Annotated in this window: 19 protein-coding genes and 3 pseudogenes; 10 read left to right on the forward strand and 12 right to left on the reverse strand. The window is 41.8% G+C overall.

What is annotated here, in order from left to right; translation table 11 throughout:
- Nucleotides 1–96: 96 nt before the first annotated feature.
- Nucleotides 97–714 carry a Uma2 family endonuclease gene (locus tag ACPZ3T_RS00315; protein ID WP_490273008.1) on the reverse strand — a complete coding sequence of 206 codons (618 nt, stop codon included), beginning with the start codon at nt 712–714 and terminating at the stop codon, nt 97–99.
- A gap of 94 nt (nt 715–808) precedes the next feature.
- Between ACPZ3T_RS00315 and ACPZ3T_RS00320 the strand changes: the two genes are divergently transcribed.
- The 4 genes from ACPZ3T_RS00320 (at nt 809) to ACPZ3T_RS00335 (ending at nt 6,562) form a co-directional block, all read left to right on the forward strand.
- Nucleotides 809–1,444, forward strand: a complete 636-nt coding sequence (locus ACPZ3T_RS00320) for a class I SAM-dependent methyltransferase (RefSeq protein WP_490273009.1) — start codon at nt 809–811, stop codon at nt 1,442–1,444.
- A 573-nt stretch (nt 1,445–2,017) separates the two neighbouring features.
- Complete coding sequence (gene nifJ, locus ACPZ3T_RS00325; RefSeq protein WP_490277419.1) at nt 2,018–5,662, forward strand: pyruvate:ferredoxin (flavodoxin) oxidoreductase; 3,645 nt, start codon at nt 2,018–2,020, stop codon at nt 5,660–5,662.
- Between the two features lie 127 nt (nt 5,663–5,789).
- Nucleotides 5,790–6,173 carry a papain fold toxin domain-containing protein gene (locus ACPZ3T_RS00330; RefSeq protein ID WP_490273010.1) on the forward strand — a complete coding sequence of 128 codons (384 nt, stop codon included), beginning with the start codon at nt 5,790–5,792 and terminating at the stop codon, nt 6,171–6,173.
- 14 nt (nt 6,174–6,187) lie between these two features.
- Nucleotides 6,188–6,562: a hypothetical protein gene (locus ACPZ3T_RS00335; RefSeq protein WP_490273011.1), complete on the forward strand. Its 375-nt coding sequence runs from the start codon at nt 6,188–6,190 to the stop codon at nt 6,560–6,562.
- Between the two features lie 16 nt (nt 6,563–6,578).
- Here ACPZ3T_RS00335 and ACPZ3T_RS00340 read toward each other — a convergent pair whose 3' ends face one another.
- From ACPZ3T_RS00340 to ACPZ3T_RS00375, 8 genes and pseudogenes are all read right to left on the reverse strand, one after another.
- Nucleotides 6,579–6,749 carry a hypothetical protein gene (locus tag ACPZ3T_RS00340; RefSeq protein ID WP_490273012.1) on the reverse strand — a complete coding sequence of 57 codons (171 nt, stop codon included), beginning with the start codon at nt 6,747–6,749 and terminating at the stop codon, nt 6,579–6,581.
- Nucleotides 6,750–6,806: 57 nt separating this feature from the next.
- Nucleotides 6,807–6,878 (reverse strand): annotated as a pseudogene (locus ACPZ3T_RS00345) (hypothetical protein); the annotation flags it as partial.
- Between the two features lie 114 nt (nt 6,879–6,992).
- On the reverse strand, nt 6,993–7,241 hold the full coding sequence (gene vap15 / locus ACPZ3T_RS00350) for a type II toxin-antitoxin system VapB15 family antitoxin (protein WP_490273013.1): 249 nt from the start codon (nt 7,239–7,241) through the stop codon (nt 6,993–6,995).
- 58 nt (nt 7,242–7,299) lie between these two features.
- Nucleotides 7,300–7,443 carry a hypothetical protein gene (locus tag ACPZ3T_RS00355; RefSeq protein ID WP_490273014.1) on the reverse strand — a complete coding sequence of 48 codons (144 nt, stop codon included), beginning with the start codon at nt 7,441–7,443 and terminating at the stop codon, nt 7,300–7,302.
- 103 nt (nt 7,444–7,546) lie between these two features.
- Nucleotides 7,547–7,918, reverse strand: a complete 372-nt coding sequence (locus tag ACPZ3T_RS00360; RefSeq protein WP_015138603.1) for a hypothetical protein — start codon at nt 7,916–7,918, stop codon at nt 7,547–7,549.
- The gene (locus ACPZ3T_RS00365; protein WP_490273015.1) at nt 7,915–8,421 is read right to left on the reverse strand and encodes a hypothetical protein; all 507 of its coding nucleotides are present in this window, start codon (nt 8,419–8,421) and stop codon (nt 7,915–7,917) included. Before ACPZ3T_RS00365 ends, ACPZ3T_RS00360 begins: the two co-directional genes overlap by 4 nt.
- Before the next feature lie 235 nt (nt 8,422–8,656).
- Nucleotides 8,657–11,419, reverse strand: coding sequence for a tetratricopeptide repeat protein (locus ACPZ3T_RS00370; protein ID WP_490273016.1), 2,763 nt, complete (start codon nt 11,417–11,419; stop codon nt 8,657–8,659).
- Nucleotides 11,420–11,770: 351 nt separating this feature from the next.
- Nucleotides 11,771–12,001: a hypothetical protein gene (locus ACPZ3T_RS00375; protein WP_490273017.1), complete on the reverse strand. Its 231-nt coding sequence runs from the start codon at nt 11,999–12,001 to the stop codon at nt 11,771–11,773.
- 341 nt (nt 12,002–12,342) lie between these two features.
- On the opposite strand from ACPZ3T_RS00375, the gene ACPZ3T_RS00380 reads away from it, so the two are divergent.
- Nucleotides 12,343–13,266 (forward strand): lysylphosphatidylglycerol synthase transmembrane domain-containing protein, encoded by a 924-nt coding sequence (locus tag ACPZ3T_RS00380; protein WP_490273018.1) that lies wholly within the window; start codon nt 12,343–12,345, stop codon nt 13,264–13,266.
- Nucleotides 13,267–13,446: 180 nt separating this feature from the next.
- Here the strand turns inward: ACPZ3T_RS00380 and ACPZ3T_RS00385 are convergent, their stop codons facing one another.
- Together ACPZ3T_RS00385 and ACPZ3T_RS00390 are read right to left on the reverse strand one after the other, a co-directional pair.
- Entirely contained in the window at nt 13,447–13,812 is a 366-nt protein-coding gene (locus tag ACPZ3T_RS00385; protein ID WP_490273019.1) for a hypothetical protein, read from the reverse strand.
- A 610-nt stretch (nt 13,813–14,422) separates the two neighbouring features.
- Complete coding sequence (locus tag ACPZ3T_RS00390) at nt 14,423–15,427, reverse strand: phosphoribulokinase (RefSeq protein WP_490273020.1); 1,005 nt, start codon at nt 15,425–15,427, stop codon at nt 14,423–14,425.
- Nucleotides 15,428–16,095: 668 nt separating this feature from the next.
- Between ACPZ3T_RS00390 and cpcD/petH the strand changes: the two genes are divergently transcribed.
- From cpcD/petH to ACPZ3T_RS00405, 3 genes are all read left to right on the forward strand, one after another.
- Nucleotides 16,096–17,403: a bifunctional rod-capping linker CpcD/ferredoxin--NADP reductase PetH gene (gene cpcD/petH, locus ACPZ3T_RS00395; protein ID WP_490273021.1), complete on the forward strand. Its 1,308-nt coding sequence runs from the start codon at nt 16,096–16,098 to the stop codon at nt 17,401–17,403.
- A gap of 196 nt (nt 17,404–17,599) precedes the next feature.
- The gene (locus tag ACPZ3T_RS00400) at nt 17,600–18,889 is read left to right on the forward strand and encodes a homoserine dehydrogenase (protein WP_490273022.1); all 1,290 of its coding nucleotides are present in this window, start codon (nt 17,600–17,602) and stop codon (nt 18,887–18,889) included.
- Nucleotides 18,890–19,124: 235 nt separating this feature from the next.
- Complete coding sequence (locus ACPZ3T_RS00405) at nt 19,125–19,484, forward strand: hypothetical protein (protein ID WP_490273023.1); 360 nt, start codon at nt 19,125–19,127, stop codon at nt 19,482–19,484.
- A 93-nt stretch (nt 19,485–19,577) separates the two neighbouring features.
- Here ACPZ3T_RS00405 and ACPZ3T_RS00410 read toward each other — a convergent pair.
- Nucleotides 19,578–19,766: pseudogene (locus ACPZ3T_RS00410) on the reverse strand (WCX domain-containing protein); the annotation flags it as partial.
- 98 nt (nt 19,767–19,864) lie between these two features.
- On the opposite strand from ACPZ3T_RS00410, the gene ACPZ3T_RS00415 reads away from it, so the two are divergent.
- Together ACPZ3T_RS00415 and ACPZ3T_RS00420 are read left to right on the forward strand one after the other, a co-directional pair.
- The gene (locus tag ACPZ3T_RS00415) at nt 19,865–20,497 is read left to right on the forward strand and encodes a 2OG-Fe(II) oxygenase (protein WP_490273024.1); all 633 of its coding nucleotides are present in this window, start codon (nt 19,865–19,867) and stop codon (nt 20,495–20,497) included.
- Nucleotides 20,475–20,564 (forward strand): annotated as a pseudogene (locus ACPZ3T_RS00420) (CRISPR-associated endoribonuclease Cas6); the annotation flags it as partial. The gene ACPZ3T_RS00415 and the pseudogene ACPZ3T_RS00420, both read left to right, overlap by 23 nt.
- Nucleotides 20,565–20,597 lie beyond the last annotated feature (33 nt).

Below are 20,597 nucleotides of genomic sequence, written 5' to 3' on the forward strand. Positions count from 1 at the left end.
GGGGCAGGGGAGCAGGGAGCAGGGGGAGACAAGGGAGAGAATAACTCTTGAATTTTGAATTTTGAATTTTGAATTTTTCTACCCTATGCCCCATAACTATTGACCAATTTGAAAAATTTGTGCGGCAGTTAATTTTAGTTCGGGAAATGTGGGTGAAATAAGTATATCGCTATCTCTAAATTGATTGACTTGATACTCACCTTCTATTAAAGTGTAAATAGATATGGTGGGTTGTTTGGGATTGCCAATAAACCGTCTACCACCCAATCCTAAATAATCAACAATCCAATATTCTGAGATTCCCATCACCTCATAATCACTAGCTTTTTTGAAATAATCATCTCGCCAGTTGGTACTGACAACTTCGATAACTAAGGGAACTGATGCGGGTTGGCTAACTGTTGATGCTGTTTTCCATAGAGGTTCATTGACTAAGTTGGGACGATTTACTAGCACCACATCCGGTGAATATGCCGATTTGTTTTCTAATGGTTTAATTAATGCAGTTTTCGGAATGAAGTAAGGTCTTTTTAAACGCTTATATTCTGTAACTATTTCCTCAACCAAAAATCCAATTATCTCTTCATGTTCTCCTGTAGCTGGCGGCATTGCAATAATTACTCCATCATGCAATTCATAACGTCGCTGTGGGTTGTCTGGATACCAAGCGACGAATTGATCAAATGTTACTAGCTGCTGTAAGGCTTGAGTCATAGCTTCACCTCAAGACGAAATTAATATAATATAGTCGGGCGATCGCTGTTAGCTTAATGATCAGATGAATATCTCAGACTCACTACAATATTAAATGAATACACCAACAGACTCACGCAAATACGCCCCAGCAACACAGCGCAACCGTGAAGCGATTTTAGAAGTGCTTTTGCAAGTCTTACCTCCCAGTGGCACTATTTTGGAAATAGCAAGCGGTACAGGAGAACATTCTATATTTTTTGCCCCCCGCCTCAGCCCCCGTCAATGGCTACCCTCAGATCCTAACTCTGAATTACGCGCCAGTATTGCAGCTTGGGCAGAACATTTCCCCAGTGATAATCTCTATCCACCTCTAGAACTCGATGCAACAAAACCAACTTGGCCAGTAGAGATAGAGCAAACCAGCAATTATTCCCCTATCGTTGCCATTGTCAATATTAATATGATTCACATTTCTCCTTGGTCAGCCTGTTTGGGACTAATGGCGGGTGCTGGGCGCATTTTACCCCCAGGCGGTATCCTCTACTTATATGGGCCATTTAAACAAGGTGGAGAACATACCGCACCCAGTAACGCCGCTTTTGACGAATCATTACGCACTCAAAATCCAGAATGGGGTGTACGCAACCTAGAGGATGTAATAGCATTAGCTAGCAAAGAACATCTCAATTTCCAAGCCACTTACCAAATGCCAGCCAATAATCTTTCAGTAGTGTTTAAGCATCAATAATTTGGATATAAATTTTAATCACTCTTGTGGTGTGGGCATCTTACGTTAAGGCGGATGCCCATCCTACGACAAAATTTGGGATGTTTTTTTGATTTGGAAGTCCCTATCCCGACCCTATACCCTACATTCAATCATCATCATGCTGAAAGTATTGTTAATATGTATTTCCAGATATTGAGTACATTACTAATATTTGTGAATAAATATATTTTTGTGGATGAGATAATAGTGTGCGAAGTATTCTGTCTGCTAAATCAATAGCCACTAGCCACATTTAATACTGATATAGTTAAGCATAATTCTTAGGGTTAATTTTCTACACTGAAATTGCATATAAAATTGCCAACTTCCTGGCTCTGGCTATTTTTGATGTTTTTATTCATGGGTTCTCTGCGTCTAAATTCGAGCAATTATTCAAAATTTAACTACACAGCCAAACTCAGAAAATCTGATAAAAGTTGGCTGTCTTAATTTTGAAGTTTGAATTTTGCGGAAAGTGCGATCTTGCGCTTTGCACAAGAGGAGCAACTTTCCCAGACGAATTGTGAATTGTTGAGACAGGGAGACACATTAATGAATAAAACCTTTGCTACGATTGACGGTAATGAAGCTGTTGCCCGTGTAGCTTACAAATTAAATGAAGTAGTCGCAATTTACCCCATCACACCTTCCTCTGCAATGGGTGAATGGGCAGATGCTTGGATGGCGGAAAGTCGTCCAAATCTTTGGGGAACTGTCCCCAGTGTGGTGCAGATGCAAAGCGAAGGCGGGGCGGCTGGCGCGGTGCATGGCGCATTACAAACGGGGGCTTTGAGTACCACATTTACAGCTTCCCAGGGACTCTTATTAATGATTCCCAACCTCTACAAAATTGCGGGTGAATTAACTAGCACTGTAGTTCACGTTGCGGCTAGGTCTTTAGCTACCCATGCCCTATCTATTTTCGGAGATCATAGTGATGTAATGGCGGCGCGTGGTACTGGTTGTGCATTGCTGTGTTCGGGTTCAGTGCAGGAAAGTCACGATTTTGCATTAATAGCCCATGCAGCAACTTTAGAAGCGCGAGTGTCCTTTTTACACTTCTTTGATGGTTTTCGTACCTCCCATGAAGTGCAGAAAGTAGAGCTACTATCAGATAATGATTTGCGATCGCTCATTAATGAAGATAAAATTTTCGCCCATCGCGCCCGCGCCTTGACTCCAGAACGCCCGTTACTGCGTGGTACAGCCCAAAACCCTGATGTCTACTTCCAAGCCCGTGAAGGCGCAAACCCATATTACAACGCCTGTCCTGAAATTGTCCAAGGAATTATGGATAAATTCGGGGAACGCACAGGTAGATTTTACAAGATTTATGAGTATCACGGCGCGAGTGATGCCGATCGCGTAATTGTCATTATGGGTTCTGGTTGTGAAACCGTCCATGAAACCGTAGATTATCTCAACGCCAAGGGTGAAAAAGTCGGCGTTCTCAAGGTTAGACTCTATCGCCCCTTTGATGTAGACAGATTTATCCAGGCTTTACCTAACAGTGTAAAGGCGATCGCAGTCCTCGACCGCAGCAAAGAACCAGGAAGCGCGGGGGAAGCTTTGTATTTGGATGTAGTCGCAGCGTTGCATGAAGCAGGGGAGCAGAGAGAAGTCCGAGCGGAGGCTTCCTCCGATCGGAACTTCCCTGCGGGACGCTACGCGAACGGAGGGAGCAGGGGAGCAGGGGAGATGTTACCCAAAGTTGTCGGGGGACGTTACGGTTTATCATCGAAAGAATTCACTCCGGCGATGGTGAAAGCCGTATTCGATAACTTAGCTCAAGCTACACCGAAGAATCACTTTACTGTCGGGATTAATGATGATGTTACCCACACATCCCTAAGCTTTGACCCGAATTTCTCCACTGAACCCGATAACGTTGTCCGGGCGATGTTCTATGGTTTGGGTTCTGATGGTACTGTAGGAGCTAACAAAAACTCCATTAAGATTATTGGGGAAGGAACAGACAACTACGCCCAAGGCTATTTTGTCTACGACTCCAAAAAATCTGGCTCAATGACCGTTTCTCACCTGCGTTTCGGTTCTCAACCCATACGTTCAACCTATCTCATCGACCAAGCTAACTTTATCGGTTGTCATCATTGGGGATTTTTGGAACGCATAGATGTATTAAAAGCTGCGGCGACTGGGGCAACCATTTTAGTTAATAGTCCCTACGATGCTGATAGTGTTTGGCAACATCTACCCCCGAAAGTCAAGCAACAAATTTTAGAAAAGCAACTGCAACTTTACGTTATCAACGCCAACCAAGTCGCCCGTAACAGTGGGATGGGTGGCAGAATCAATACTATTATGCAGGTGTGCTTTTTTGCGTTGGCGGGGGTATTGCCACAAGAACAAGCGATCGCCAAAATTAAACAAGCGATTGAAAAGACTTACGGTAAAAAAGGCGCGGAAGTTGTCCGCATGAACCTACAAGCCGTAGACCAAACCCTAGATAATTTACATCAGGTACAAATCCCTGTTGAGGAAAAAGGCAAATGGATAGACGTAGAAAAATCTACCCAAAACCCCTTTCCCAGCAGCGTCCCGGCATTTGTACAGGAAGTTCTGGGGAAAATTATGGTGTGGCAAGGTGATGACTTACCTGTAAGTACACTACCACCTGATGGCACATTTCCCACGGGTACAGCCAAATGGGAAAAACGCAACGTTGCTCAAGAAATCCCCGTTTGGGATGGGGATGTCTGCGTTCAATGTAGTAAATGCGTCATGGTTTGTCCCCACGGGGCAATTCGTTCTAAAATTTATCAGCCGAGTGAATTAGTTAATGCGCCCTCTACCTTCAAATCAGTCAACGCCAAAGATAGAGACTTCGCCAACCAAAAATTCACCATCCAGGTAGCCCCAGAAGACTGTACAGGCTGCTCTATTTGTGTCAATGTCTGCCCAGCCAAAAATAAATCTGAGCCATCTTTAAAGGCGATTAACATGGCGCAGCAGCTACCTTTACGGGAGCAAGAAAGAGAAAATTGGGATTTCTTCTTGAGTTTACCCAACCCTGACCGACGACAGCTAAAACTCAACCAAATTCGCCAACAACAACTGCAAGAACCATTATTTGAATTTTCCGGTGCTTGTGCTGGTTGCGGTGAGACACCTTATCTAAAATTATTAACACAACTATTTGGCGATCGCGCAGTTATTGCCAACGCCACAGGTTGTTCCTCAATTTACGGGGGAAACCTCCCCACCACCCCTTGGACGAAAAACGCCGATGGTAGAGGCCCCGCATGGTCAAATAGTTTATTTGAAGATAACGCCGAATTTGGTTTTGGCTATCGTCTCTCGATAGATAAGCAAGCAGAATTTGCGGCGGAACTCTTACAACAATTCAGCAGCGAATTAGGAGATAACTTAGTTAATTCCCTCCTCAAAGCCGAACAAAAAACCGAAACTGATATTTGGGAACAACGGGAACGGGTAAGCTTGTTAAAGCAACAGCTAGATCAAATCCAGACTCGTGACTCCCATCAAAAATCCAAAATCCAAAATCTCAAATCCTTAGCTGACTACCTAGTCAAAAAAAGCGTCTGGATTATTGGCGGTGATGGTTGGGCTTATGATATTGACTTTGGTGGGATTGACCATGTGTTAGCCAGTGGTCGCAATGTCAATATTTTAGTCATGGATACAGAAGTGTATTCTAATACTGGCGGACAATCTTCCAAAGCCACCCCCCGCGCCGCCGTCGCCAAATTCGCCGCCAGTGGTAAGCCAGCACCGAAAAAAGATTTGGGTTTAATGGCAATGAATTACGGTAATGTTTACGTGGCGAGTGTAGCGTTAGGTGCGAAAGATGATCAAACACTCAGAGCCTTTTTAGAAGCCGAAGCCTTTGACGGGCCATCATTGATAATTGCTTACAGCCATTGCATCGCCCACGGTATTAACATGACTACAGGGATGAATCACCAGAAAGCCTTAGTAGACTCAGGACGCTGGTTATTGTATCGCCATAATCCATTGTTGCAAGAACAGGGCAAAAATCCCTTACAGTTAGATATGCGATCGCCTACGCAATCAGTAGAGCAATCAATGTATCAAGAAAATCGCTTCAAAATGCTCACCAAGAGTAGACCAGAGTTAGCTAAACAACTCCTAGCACAAGCACAAGCCGAAGTTGATGCCCGTTGGCAAATGTATCAATATTTGGCAAGTAAATAATAGTTAATGGGTAATAGGTAATGGGTTGTTGCCTATTACCTATGACTATTTTCGTCTGACTCTAGACTTGTAAAATTATTGGATGCGGAATGTGTATTAAAATGCGAATATTGCATTTTTACAGGAGTTGCATTCCATTTCTCTTAATCCCCAACAACTACGTCAAATTTATACTATTGCCAGCAGCTATGACAACTTTCAATGTGTAGAATGTAGTCAAGCCATCAAAGACTACTTAATTTCCGAAAGAATCTCTGGCAAGCTGATTAAGTTATATACAGGAGCATCCACAGGAGCAAACAGCTTTATTTATGATGAAACATTTCCTGAAGAAGCCATCTCTACCAATGGTCGTCATCAAGGTATTTCCGTTATTATTAATGATATAGAAACAGTTTTTGATAATCATCATCCAGCAGGCATTTCCAGAGATAAATGGATAGCAAATCTTTTATTTCAGGGCTTAGTACATTTTGGTCAGCAATTTCAAATCACAGAAATTAAATTTTAAGGATATTGAGAGATATGTTAGATGTCAAAAATGAATACCTTTATCATCTATTAGAAAGAATTAAGCAAAGACCAGGAATGTATATAGGACAATGTTCTATTACTAGATTAAATATGTTATTGGTCGGTTATAGTCAAGCAAGAATGGAATTAGGATTACCCCGTACCGAACAAGAAAAAAACTTCGATAATTTCCAAGAATGGATACAAAGTAAATTTAATATTAAGTCCAGTCAAAGTTGGGATAGTATTATTCTCTCAAATTCCACTGATGAAAAAGATGCTTTTTATAAATTTTTTCAGCTATTTGAACAATTCCTTCATGGAGTAACAAACACTGCAAATTTAGAATTAACCACTAAAAGCACTCCAGATTATTCAAACATTTAATAATCTGACATTTTCATCAATCAGATATTTCAGTGTCATGTATTTCTTTCTTAGCTTGTCTTGCGACTCGGAGTTGGCGAAGTTTTTCTGATATTGGTGGCGGATTAAGTCGCTGTTGTTCTCTCATTGTATGGCCATTTTCTAGCCAGTTTCTCATGTAAGCACTGACAGTTTCTTGGTTTTGCAAATAGTACAGAATAGTCGCATATACTTGTTCTAAAGAAATTGATTGATATATTTGAGCAATTTCCTCTGGAGAGCGTCCACAATCAATGTATTCATAAAGAATGGTTCCAATCCCTATTCTTTTTTTAATCTAATATCCCCAGGAGAGAGAAAGTTAAAATACTCTGCAATATTCTTTGTATCTTGAACTTTATTTGTATTCATAGTTTTATAATCTCACATAAAGCTAATCCAAAGATTAGTATCAATAATTATCTTGATTGCTTTGTTTTCCGGCATAAATTTGAGAACGAGCGATTTCTACTTCCTCTGTAATTTCCTCTAAAGATAATTCATCAGTTTGAAATGTTTCTAGTAACTGGGTTAACTTCTTATTCAATGTTTCCTTTTCTAGCTCTTTGCTGAGTAAAAGCTTTTCTGAATCAGACAGTTGTTTGACTAGAGTAAGAATTTGTTCAAATGTCAATTGTAGTTGATAAGTATTTTGTAACATAGTGTCAAAGATTCTTCTATTCTTGATTATATGTTAATCACTATTTTTACATTTTATTTTACCGCCGAAACCAAGAGCGAAGCCAACGCCACAACCGACGCAACCACGCCCAAAAACCACGGCGAGTCACTACAGGCGGTTGTGGTTGCGAAAGACGCTCAATTCTATCATTGCAAGCTTCCACATCGGCATCGAGTCTCATTTTCTGATATAGTTCACGAGCATTGTGATCGCACACCCAGCGCGTTTAATTCTCGGTTAATGATGAAATCTTACAATTCCTCGTTAGACAATAAAAGCTATAATTATAGTTTAGCTGAATCAAATTCAATACCACGCCGTGCAAAATATTTATCAATGTTAATCTGCACAAATAAATCCTTGAGTTCTTCGGCAATCTCTTGAGGTGGATTTCCTGATAAAGCTATTGCAATTAAACGTTCTGCTGCTGCAATTTCTCCACAGTCAATCGCTAAAGTTGCGGCACTACGATGTAAGACTGAACGTGTTGGTTCTGCTGCCAGATTATTGACAATTAATTCTGCTGCTAACCGTTCTTTTTCAAATGCTTGTTTGGAGAGTTGCAAGGCTAAAACAGAGTCGCCTTTTAGTTTAGCAACTTGTGCCATTTCAGCTAAATCCATTGCTTGTTTATGTAAATCTTGAATCTGATTCATTTTTGCACTACAAAACACAAAGGTTTACTAAACTCAACAACCACAATGTAAACTGGTAGATTGCCATCAACAGAACTTACCTGCTCCAGTTTTTGTTTAGCTCTGCTTCTTATTTTACTGTCATCACCCTGACGGATGCCTGAGACTTCTAGCCTAACTGCATTTTGGAATGGGAGTTGATTATTGTCACCTTTCTTGCCTAACCAATAATCAAATCCTGTTCCTCTGCGAGAACGTTCAATAACTGTGTATTCAGTCAGTTCTTGAATAATTAACAGGGTAATTCCATAGGCTGCCTGTTCTGTAGTGTATTCATTATCATTCCAACATCGCAACATTTGATCTGTGACTTCTTGCCAATAAGTTTTGAAAACATCTGTTAAGTCTCCTTTAATTTGAAGTTCTACACCTTGGATATGTCCTTGATCATTCAAGCAAACAGCACAAGCTTCTGCTAAGGCTGCACCAAATGCCGGAGTAATAGCGGGTAATCCCTGCTGCAATTTGGTGATGATCAGTTCTTTTGGGTTTAGAGCTGATTCGTAAAGAAAACCTTAAGGAGACTCAACTGATTACTAGGTCTAAGTTTCAGCGAATAAGTGCTGTATTAACTCAAATTCCTGAAACCCTTACAAGGTAAGTATTTTACTTGAGTTTACAAATCAGCTCTTAAATTCATTAAATAGTATCTATATAAAGTTTCTTCTCTGTGGCTCTGCGACTCTGCGTGAGATAAAATCACCGCCGCAACCAAGAGCGAAGCCAACGCCACAACCGACGCAACCACACCCAAAAACCACGGTGAGTAACTACAGGTGTTTGTGGTTGCGAAAGACGCTCAATTCTATTGTTGCAATCTTGCACTTTAGCATCAAGCCCTATTGTTTGATATAGTTCACACGCATTGCGATAAACACCAAGCGCATCTGATTCTCGATTGACATTTTCTAATGCCAAACCTAAGTTACACCAAGCGTTTGCTTGCCCTCGAATATCCCCAATCTCCCTTTTGATATCTATTGACTGCTGGAAGAATCCTATGGCCCGTTGGTACTCTCTCAGGAAACCGTAAGCATTGCCTAAATTGTTTAAGGAACTACCAACGCCTAAGCGATCGCCTATCTCCCTAGCGATTGCTAAAGACTGCTGATGGAACTCAATCGCCCGTTGGTACTCTCCCAGGGAGGCGTAAGCATTGCCTAGATTGTTTAAGGAACTACTAACGCCTAAGCGATCGCCTATCTCCCTAGCAATTGCTAAAGACTGCTGGTGGAACTCAATCGCCCGTTGGTAATCTCCCAGGGACTCGTAAGCATTGCCTAAACCCGTTAAGGAACTACCTTCCATTGGAATATTGCTTATCTCCCTAGATATTTCCAAAGATTGGTGGTAAAAGTTAATCGCCCGTTGGTACTCTCCTAGGGACTTGTAAGCATTGCCTAAATTGTTTAAGGAACTACTAACGCCTAAGCGATCGCCTGTCTCCATTGATATTTCCAAAGACTGCTGGTAGAACTCAATCGCCTGTTGATATTGCCCTAGGTAGTAATAAGCATTGCCCAAATTGTTTAAGGATAAGCATTCACCGTGGCGATCGCCTATCTCCCTTTCAATTTCCAAAGACTGCTGATAGAATTCTATGGCCCGTTGGTACTCTCCTAGTAAGTTGTAAGCATTGCCTAAATTGTTTAGGGAACTACTTACACCATTGCGATCGCCTATCTCCCTTTTGATATCTAAAGACTGCTGGTGGAATTCAATTGCCCGTTGGTACTTTCTTAGAGAGGTGTAAGCATTGCCTAAACCCGTTAAGGAACTACTAACGCCGTGGCTATCGCCTATCTCCCTAGATATTTCCAAAGACTGCTGGCATAACTCAATCGCCCGTTGGTACTGTCCCAGGGAGGCGTAAGCAATACCCAAATTGTTTAAGGAAATACCTTCGTTATTGCGATCGCCTACCTCCCTTGATATTTCCAAAGATTGCTGGTGAAACTCAATAGCCTGTCGGTACTGTCCCAAGTAGTTGTAAGCATTGCCTAATGAAGTGAGAGAAACTTTATATTTCTGATTTTTTCTATCCCCAATTTCTGCCCATTTACTTACCAACTGCCCATATAGTTCTACCTTGTCTATGTAATAACCCCGCAAGGTTAAAAAATCATTACAAACCCAAATGCTATCAAAGGCAGAGTCATAATCTTGCAACTCATAACAGTGATGAAAGATTTCCAAATATTCTTTAACATCATCTCTTGTTTGCCAAGGCGGTTGTTTAGCAATTGAGCGATAATAATCAATGGCTCGTTGATGAGCCTGTGTCTGATCACCTGCTTTATACCGCACATACGCTAAAACCACGGGCTGAAATTCAAAACTTCGCCTACCATTCAGCTTTTCTTCCAACAAAGAACGCTTTACCAGATTCCTCAATTCTGCTTCAATCTCTGGTTCTGCATTTCCTGGAAACACCGCCACGGATGCTGTACTATCAACCGCACCACGATACACACTAATATTCAGCAATAAAGCTTTTTGTAAGTCATTTAACCTATTAAAACTCGCATCCAACACCAAAACCATTCCCACATTTTCCCGACGATGCACACCTTCCACTTGGGGATCTGTTAACAACTGCCGCAAATTTCCTAAGCCTAAGTCTGCTAGTCTTTTTAAATCGGGGTCTTGAGGATATTCGTCTTTTAATAAGTCTCCCACCAATTTCAACAGTAGAGGATGTCCATCTACCAGTTCGACAAACTCGGCTAAATCTCCGCGAATGCCTAATACAGTTAACAGTGCTACCCCTTCTTCTACTTTTAAACCCTTCAAAGGTAGCCACTCAAAGCCTCTTAATTCTGGTCTTTCCCTGGTGGTGACTAACACTTTACTATTCCCGCCAGATTCCACCCAGGCTTGGAAAAACTCACCGTAAAATAGACTTCCCCATTGTCTATCGGGTTGTAATAAACTCTCCAGGTTGTCAATAATCAGTAAAAATTGCCCAGAACGCAAGCACCTAACTAAGGCTTCTACTAACTGCGCTTCTTGTTCTGGCACACCAAAGCCGAATTGTGTTAATACTTCTCTGGCTACATCGCTAAAACCTGCCCCATTACTGACATCAGCCCAAAACCGCTTGGAGAAACCCGCGACTGTATCATAAATTTTAGCTGCCAGCATTGATTTACCTATGCCGCCGATGCCTTCTATGCCAATTAAAAAGGTATTTTCATCAGTTAACCATTGCTGTATTTGAGCGTATTCTGTTGTTCGTCCTTGCCAGCCATTCAAACTTTTAGTTGGATTCCCGGCTTTGAGAACCCCCGGCGATTCTGCTTTGGTACTGCTTTCTAGATGAACAAGAAATTGAACTTGTTCAGCGTTCAGATGGAAATTTTCTGCATCAACACGACCAATTTGAGTTAACTTACTCTCATCTTGAGCAGTTCCCTCTAATTTAATGATTTCCCGGTTACTGGAATTTAGTTCTTCCGCCATAATTAGTCAGCAGATAGAGAAATTTTGCTCAATGTTGATGTTTGGAACTCGGATGTTGGTGTTCAGAACTCAAAAGTTGGTGTTCGGAACTCAAAAGTTAGTGTTCAGAACTCGGATGTTGATGTTCGGAACTCAAAAGTTGATGTTCAGAACTCGGATGTTGATGTTCGGAACGAGAACGTTTTTGTTTGGAATGAGAAATTTTCTGCTCAGAATGAGAATGTTTCTGTTCAAAATGAGAACGTTACGCCGTGTGCAACTTTTTTTTAAACCTAACCCCCAACCCCTTCCCTACAAGGGAAGGGGAGGAAGAATCAAAACCTCTAACGCCACTTTCTACAAGTCGGGAAGTTAAAAGCTCACCTCATTAGCCTCAATCTTCCCGACTTGCTTCACCGTACTGTTGTCGTAAGCATTAGCACCCATCTGAATATTATCCCCTGGCTTGTCAGCCGATGCCTGCAAAATCTTGGCTATTTCCTCAGCCAGTGATGTATCTGCATCTAAAATCTTCTTCAATTGCACTCGCAGACTCGCTTGTAAATCCTCATCGTCTGGATTCTCAGCTACATCTGTAGCCACTTCTTTGGCGGCTTCTTTTGCCTCTACTTTAGGCTGAAGTTTCCCCCAAATCGCCTTAGCTTTCTGCTAAACATCCTCACCAACTTTCAGCGATGCGCCTTCTGCAACTTTATTCAACAGAAATGGCAGACAGGGAGCAAGAATTTTCACTATTAAACCGATATCCATTAATTTACGCAGTGAATTACAGTTATTAATACAAGCTCATGCTAGCGTATTCCTCTATACAGCAAAATTTCAGCCTGACCTCGATGTTGAAATATTAACGAGAACAGTGCAAAAATTCGTTAGAGTTGGATATGCGATCGCCTACGCAATCAGTAGGCTGTGGTGGCTGTTAAATGAAGATTAAACTCAAAACAATTTTACGCTGGGTAATTTTAGGAACAACGCTAGTTTTTGTTGGCAAAGCGTTGCAGAATAATTGGTTAGAAGTGACAGCTATTCGCATTGATGAAGGCGGATGGTCAATTTTAGCGATCGCTACTGGGGTGACTTTACTAGGGCATATCTGGGCTGGCTGGATTTGGACTTGGGTTCTCAAAGAATTAAAACAATCTGTACCATCTAGTCGCTTTATCCAGGTTTATCTAAAAACTAATCTGGCTAAGTATTTGCCTGGTAATGTCTGGCATTATTACGGCCGGATTGTAGCGGCAAAAAATGCTAATGTTGCTCCTGGTGCAGCCACCCTCAGCGTTTTGTTAGAACCTCTACTAATGGCGGCGGCAGCTTTAATTTTTGTGGTTTTATTAAGTAATCAATTTGCGCCTACCAACAATACATTAACGCTACAAGCTTTACAAATAATCAGTTTAATTATCATACTTTGTGCAGTCCATCCCCGCTTTTTAAATCCGGTGATTGGCTCATTGCACAAATTAAAACTCAAGAAGCCTCAAACTCAGCCAACGGATAAACTTTTGATTCGACGCTATCCTTTAAAACCGTTGTTGGGAGAGTTAGGATTTGTCGGACTTAGAGGTATGGGTTTTATTTTAACTGTATTTGCAATCATCCCCTTAAATCCGAGTCAAATTCCTTTATTATTGGGGGCTTTTAGTTTAGCTTGGTTGTTAGGGTTAGTTGTTCCCGGTGCGCCTGGTGGGTTAGGTGTGTTTGAAGCCACAGCGATCGCACTTTTACAACATCGCTTTCCTACTGCGGCTGTAATTAGTGCGATCGCCTTATATCGTCTCATCAGTATTATCGCTGAAACCCTTGGTGCAGTCTTAGCATCTTTTGATGAACGTCTGGCTAAGTAATGATTGGGCATGGGGCATTGGGCATGGGGCATTGGGCATTGGGCATGGGGCATTGGAGTAAATATTTCTACCTTGTCTCCCTTGTCTCCCCCTGCCCCCCTGCTCCCTGCTCCCTGCTCCCTGCCCCCTGCTCCCTGCTCCCTGCTCCCTGCTCCCTGCCCCCCTACTCCCAATTTCCCATTAACCATCTTCCCCAGGTAGTACTTGATTCATCCCAATCACCCAAGGCATACCTTGATTAACTGGAGAACTAATACTAATTTTGGCTTGGTTTGCAAATAGTTTTAATTTGCTAGCCAAATACGGAACATTCATCATTACGTTCTGATAACTTTCGATATCATGACACACCATAATTAACATGAGAATGCCACTATTAACTTTAAAATACCAGTGACAACTGGATAACAAAATACGTACTTTATGTCTACAAGCTAAATAAAACCTTTTTTTCGTTACTTCTTCAAGTTGACTGAGTAATACTTCACTAATGAGTGAAGTTTTATGTGTGGGCAAATCGTCGGGAGATAGATATGGTTGCTTCATAGATTTTCGCCCTAATTGCAAAGGATTAATAGATTGATGTAACTTCAACAATCTTAATTAATTTCTCAGTTACATCAGGTAGAAACATAACCTTTCGTGTTCTCCGTTCACTCCCTTACAACTGGTTATAAGTTGAGTTTAACTGCACTCTCATTTTCCTTAGATTTCTTTAGGAATTAGGCTACAAAAGTAAATATTCGTTCTTTTTTCGTGACATTCGCTGGCTAGGGGGCTTCCTGAATGAGTAATGAGTAATGAGTAATGAGTAATGAGTAATGAGTAATGAGTAATGAGTAATGAGTAATGAGTAATACCATTTCTCTAAATCCCGGCTACAGATAATTCTTCCCCTACACCCTTACACCCCTACACCCCTACACCCCAAAACCAAGGTTTTTGGTACACACCGTAAAAAACCTACGCCTATCAGCTGCCCCCTGCCCCCTGCTATCGGAGAATTGGTATAAATATAGATTTTTGTGCCTGCAATTACATTTTTTGTGCAAAATTCACAGTAAATTCTTTAATATATATGGTATTTTGCCGAAATCCATAAAAAAAGGGAGTACGTAGAATTACCCCCTAACTTTTTGACACAAACACTGCTGTTTTACACTTGAACTGCTAACTTGGCTTCTTTTGCTGTTAAACGCTCGTAAGCAGCACGCATTTTCAAACCTGTCAACACTTGGAATAAGCCAGTACCGTTGTTAGAGCCTGGATACTCACGGTGTTGTAATAACAAGTGAGTCATTTCACCTTGGTATTTGGTGGAGGTGTTACTCAAGTGGTTTTCGATGTAAATTACTTCTTCGAGGTTGTCAAATTGTCCGTCTACTTCTAGCACAGACACATAACGACCGTAGTAAACATCAGAACCATAGTAAAGTTGCATACCTGGGTAAGAACAGGTGAGCTTCCGTCCACAAGGAGTCCAGTGAATGGTTGAGCCTTCATCAAAGAGGTAGCATGGCTCAAAGCCTTCCTTACCTTCCCGTTGTAGCATCCGCACCCGCAATACTTTACGGTCGGTATCGTTTTTAATTAAGTTGGTGGGTAATACTTGTAGAACCACATCCGCAAATTCTCTTTGTGGTTCAATATATTTTTGGAAATCGGGTTTGCGGGAGTTGATGGCAGCTAGGACATCTTCATAACGGTGGCCTCTTTCTGCCATGTCACGCTGGATTTTCCAAGCAATTTTGACTTCGTCGCTGATGTCGAAGTAAACGCTAAAATCAAGGAGCGATCGCACCCGTTCATCATACAGAGGATGTAGACCCTCAACCACTACAATATGATTTGGCTTGACGATTTCGGGAGGATCGATCATGCCGGTTTCGTGGTTGTAAATCGGCTTATTAATCTCTTGACCTTCTTTAAGAGCTTTGATTTGCTCATACATGAGGTCAAAGTTGTTCGCTCTGGGGTCAAGTGCTGTAATACCAGTTTCTTTACGTTGTTTGCGATCTAAACAATGATAGTCATCTAAACAGATAACTGTCATGAACTCTTCACCAAACAAATCTATCAAGCGACGCAAAAACGTAGATTTTCCGCACCCAGAGTCTCCGGCTACTCCAATTAGTACCACGCGTTCCGGCTTACTTGTCATAAATCTCCTCTAAATAGTAAATGTGTCAATCAATAATTTTTTTCACACAGCAGATGTGAAGCCAGGAGTTTACCCGTTTGGTTTGTCCTGCGTTCTTGCTACTCAGCAACATATAAGATTTATCAAATGAGTAGACAACCAAATCATTGGCTGTGACTCGTCTGAACATCTTGCCTTCAGGACTGGCTAAGTATTTAATCCTAGTGGTATAGTTGATTTTATCAGAATCGTGTAACCCATACAATATTTACTGGGAAGAAACACACAGATCAACAACAGGGTGTAGGGGGTAGGGAAAACACAGTTGGATGGAGCTTGAACTCTAACCAAAGCAATGAATAAGAATCTAACCTCTATTTCTCAGGGCTGCTAAAAGCCCCGGAATTGTATTCGGGGGTAATGGGTTACAGCACGAAAGAAAAGATTAAATTGACTCATTATTAACATTATCCAATAGAATTATCCTTTAACTTAAAGGGTGAACAGGTGTGTTTATTACTAACCCTCCATGCCCTTGGTCAGTGTATTAATGCAAGGCATTATTTGATAGTGCCACTTTCTCAGAACGGTAGTTTTAGGAACACGAAATCCGATAAACTAAAGCTAGTTTGTGATGGGAAAAGTTTTTTTTGAAAAACGGTTAAGTAAATATCGGAGTGGTAGAAAGAATGTACAACCAAGGTGCTTTTGACGGTGCTGCCAACGCAGAATCAGGTAGCCGGGTCTTCGTTTACGAAGTGGTGGGTCTGCGTCAGAACGAAGAAACTGATAAAACTAACTACCCAATTCGTAACAGTGGCAGTGTGTTCATCAGAGTACCTTACAACCGCATGAATCAAGAAATGCAGAGGATCACTCGCCTAGGCGGGAAGATTGTGAGCATTCATCCTGGAACTGGTCTACAACAACTTAATGGTAAAGTAGCCTCCCAGGAGAATAGTAGCACTCAGGGAAATGGTCAAGCCACACCTGTAACAGCAAATGGTGAAGTAGAAGGCTTCGCTCAAAAACCAGCTGAAGAACAGCAGACTAATAAGGATAATAAAGGCAAAACCATGACTCAAGCGAAAGCCAAAAAAGCCCACGCTGACGTTCCTGTAAACACCTACCGCCCTAATGCGCCATTTATTGGTAAATGTATCTCTAATGAAACATTAGTTAAAGAAGGTGGAATTGGGATTGTTCAGCACCTAAAATTTGACCTGTCTACTGGTAATTTGAAATACATCGAAGGTCAAAGTATTGGGATTATCCCCCCTGGTTTAGACAAAAACGGCAAGCCAGAAAAGCTCAGACTGTATTCTATTGCATCCACTCGTCATGGTGATGATGTGGATGATAAGACAGTCTCCCTCTGTGTCCGTCAGCTGGAGTACAAGCATCCAGAAACAGGCGAAACAGTCTACGGTGTTTGCTCTACCTACTTAACTCAACTCAAGCCTGGGGATGATGTCAAAATCACAGGCCCAGTTGGTAAAGAAATGTTGTTACCTGATGACCCAGAAGCTAACGTTATCATGATGGCGACTGGTACAGGTATTGCTCCTATGCGTGCTTACCTCTGGCGGCAATTTAAGGATGCAGAAAGAGCTGCTAACCCAGGATATCAATTTAAAGGATTTTCTTGGTTGATTTTTGGTGTACCTACAACTCCCAACATTCTTTATAAAGAAGAATTGGAAGAAATGCAGCAGAAGTATCCTGATAACTTCCGCTTGACCTATGCTATCAGCCGGGAACAGAAAAATCCCCAAGGCGGTAGAATGTACATCCAAGACCGTGTAGCAGAAAATGCTGATGAATTGTGGCAGTTGATCAAAAACGAAAAAACCCACACTTACATCTGTGGTTTACGCGGTATGGAAGATGGTATTGATGCTGCTTTAACTGCTGCTGCTGCTAAGGAAGGCGTAACCTGGAGTGACTATCAGAAGGAACTCAAAAAAGCAGGTCGTTGGCACGTTGAAACATACTAAGTTAGTCAATAGTCAATAGTTGATTAGACTAGGACAACTAACACGAGATAATCTGTAGGGTGGGTAAATAATCCACCCTACAATTTTTTTGTATTGGGTTTTATAAATAAATAGCTGAGACAAGCATGATTAGCAGCAACTAAACGCTCTGATCAGGGTGTACTCAGGAATTAATATAGAGTTTGGGGTTAATTTTGTGGGTGTAAAGCTGGGAATTTTAGGTTTAGGTACTGTAGGGACGGGAACTGTGCAGTTATTAAAAGATGCTGCTGGTCGTCACCCGTTATTACAAGAGATTGAAATTTATCGAGTGGGAGTGAGATCCCTTGATAAGCCCCGTGATGTGAATTTACCTGCCGAAATCATCACAACAGATTTAGATGCAATTGTCAACGACCCGGCAATAGATATTGTAGTCGAGGTGATGGGGGGATTAGAACCGGCGCGATCGCTAATTCTCCAAGCCTTAAAGAACGGTAAACACGTCGTTACCGCCAATAAAGCCGCAATTTCTCGTTTTGGGGCGGAAATTTTCACCACTGCTAATCAGGCCGGTTTATACGTCATGCTAGAGGCGGCTGTGGGTGGTGGTATTCCTGTAATTCAACCCTTAAAGCAGGCTTTAAGTGTCAACCGACTACATACCGTAACTGGCATTGTCAATGGCACAACTAATTACATCCTCACCCGGATGCAAACCGAAGGCAGTGACTTTGCTGACGTTTTGGCTGATGCCCAACGCTTGGGTTATGCAGAAGCTGATCCTACAGCAGATGTTGATGGTTTAGACGCAGGAGATAAGATTGCTATTTTGGCATCCTTGGCTTTTGATGGCCGGATTCATTTAAAAGATGTGTATTGTGAAGGGATTCGCCAAGTTAGTAAAACAGATATCGCCTATGCTGAAAAATTGGGGTTTGTAATTAAATTATTAGCGATCGCTACCAATCACGTGAATGATAACTCTCAGCTATCTGTGAGAGTACATCCCACCTTAGTACCCAAGGCACATCCGTTGGCAAGTATTAACGGTGTTTATAACGCCATCTTGGTAGAAGGAGAACCCATCGGTCAAGTGATGTTCTTTGGTCCTGGGGCGGGTGCGGGTGCTACTGCTAGTGCCGTCACCTCGGATATTTTAAGTTTAGTAGCAGCACTAAAAAGCAATACCGCCGCCCCAAATCCTCTGTTAACCTGTAGGCATGAGGATTATTGCCAAATTGCCCCCATATCAGACCTAGTAACCAGATTTTATGCACGATTCCTCACCCAAGACCAATCAGGTGTGATTGGTAAACTAGGTACTTGTTTTGGTGATCATGGTGTAAGTTTAGAGTCAATCGTGCAAACAGGTTTTCAGGGAGGACTAGCAGAAATTGTAGTTGTTACCCACGATGTGAGGGAAGGCGATTTTCGCCAAGCCTTAGCAGAAATTCAGAGTTTAGCAGCAGTTGACAGCATCCCCAGCATTTTACGGGTGTTGTAGTGAATGGGGAATGGGGCATTGAGCATTGGGCATTGGGCATGGGGCTAATCAATTCAAAATTCAAAATTCAAAATTCAAAATTGAAGAATTTTACTCCCCTTGCTCCCTGCTCCCTGCTCCCCTGCCCCCTTGTCTCCCTTGTCTCCCTTGTCTCCCTTGTCTCCCTTGTCTTCCCCGCCCCCCGCTCCCTCTGCTTTCCTGCTCCCTAGTCCTTAATTACGAATTACGAATTACCATGACAAAACCTTCATCACATCAAGATTCATCTTCATCAACATTTCTAGGCTTTGATGAATTGATTGCTATTTTCGTAGCTTTCCTGACTATTGGAGGCGTTCTATGGTGGTCAATTTCTCGTCAAGAATCTGGTTGGAAGTTAAAGGAGATATTACCTTTAAATACTACTTCTCCAAGCGTTCCCAAAAATAACCCATTGCCATTGAGTCCTCAATTGCAACCAGATGCAGGGGCTAAAGTCAAGGATTTTTCATTTTCTCTAGATGTAGATGTGACCAATCCTCAGAATACTCCTTCACCCAATGATGAGGAACAAGCAACTTCAGAACTACCTCTCAATTTAGAGACTTCCAGATAAAAAATCTTTAAGATGTAGGGTGCGTCAGGTTGAGACAAATTAACTACAAAAATAACTTCCTGATACTAACGCACCATTTCCAGATCAAGCGGTTTAAGAAGAAACTTCTAAGTCATAATTTTGATAGATACTTAAAAGTTTTGTTTTGATCAGCGATCGCACATTCTCAGGCGATACAATCACACAATCGGGGGTATATTGCATCACCTCTCGAATCAACCAAAATGTATTATGTACACGCCTGACAACTCGCCGCACTCGTTGTTTGTCTGGTATCGTTTCCGCAGTTAGTTTGATTTTTATCACGCAGAGGCGCAGAGGCGCAGAGAGAAAGAGAGGTAAAATTTTAGATACCATAATTTAGCGATCGCTCCCCATTTGTGAAATACTATCAACAACAAGCTAACGCCTTTCCCAGTGACTATCTTAAGCACTTGTGGGGAGAAATCCACGCTTGTCCTTACTTTGCTGTCAACAACCTCAACCGCGATTTTGTGGGGACTAAAGGTTTCTCTGTGGTGTTTCAAAAATCGCACATATCTAAGGTAGAGCAACAATTCCCCTACTTTAAGCCTTACTTAGATTTGGCTCTTTTGCCTGAATGTAACGCTTTTTACCTGAATCCTCTACTACTGAAGGAAGGCTCTCGCGTTGATCCGCATATCGATCGCTCTCTGCGTTCTTATTGTAAAACTATTGAGCCACCTGCGGTAGTTAGTGTCCTGTATGTGCGCGTACCACCTGAGATGGAAGGGGGGGAATTAGTTCTTAAATCCCACAAACGCCAACTTGGACAAATTAAACCGCAAATGAATACATTAGTTTACTTTCAAGGTGATTTAACTCACTCTGTCAATGCTGTCAAAACCCCAGGAAATCGCCTAAGTTTAGTTTGTGAGCAGTATACTTTAAGCGGTACTGAACTCGTAGAAATACCAGGGTTTACAGTAGAGTCGAGAGTTGCTCAGTCTACGACTAAAAAACGAAAATATGCCTCACAGTCTACTTATTAACCTGCTTCCTCAGTCGCCAATTCCGCCGCACTATGTCACAGGTAGACATTTACACGCTTTATTTTTAAGATGATTCCACCGCAAATAAAGCCTTTACTTA

It is taken from the genome of Aliinostoc maniaoense, from assembly GCF_058172895.1.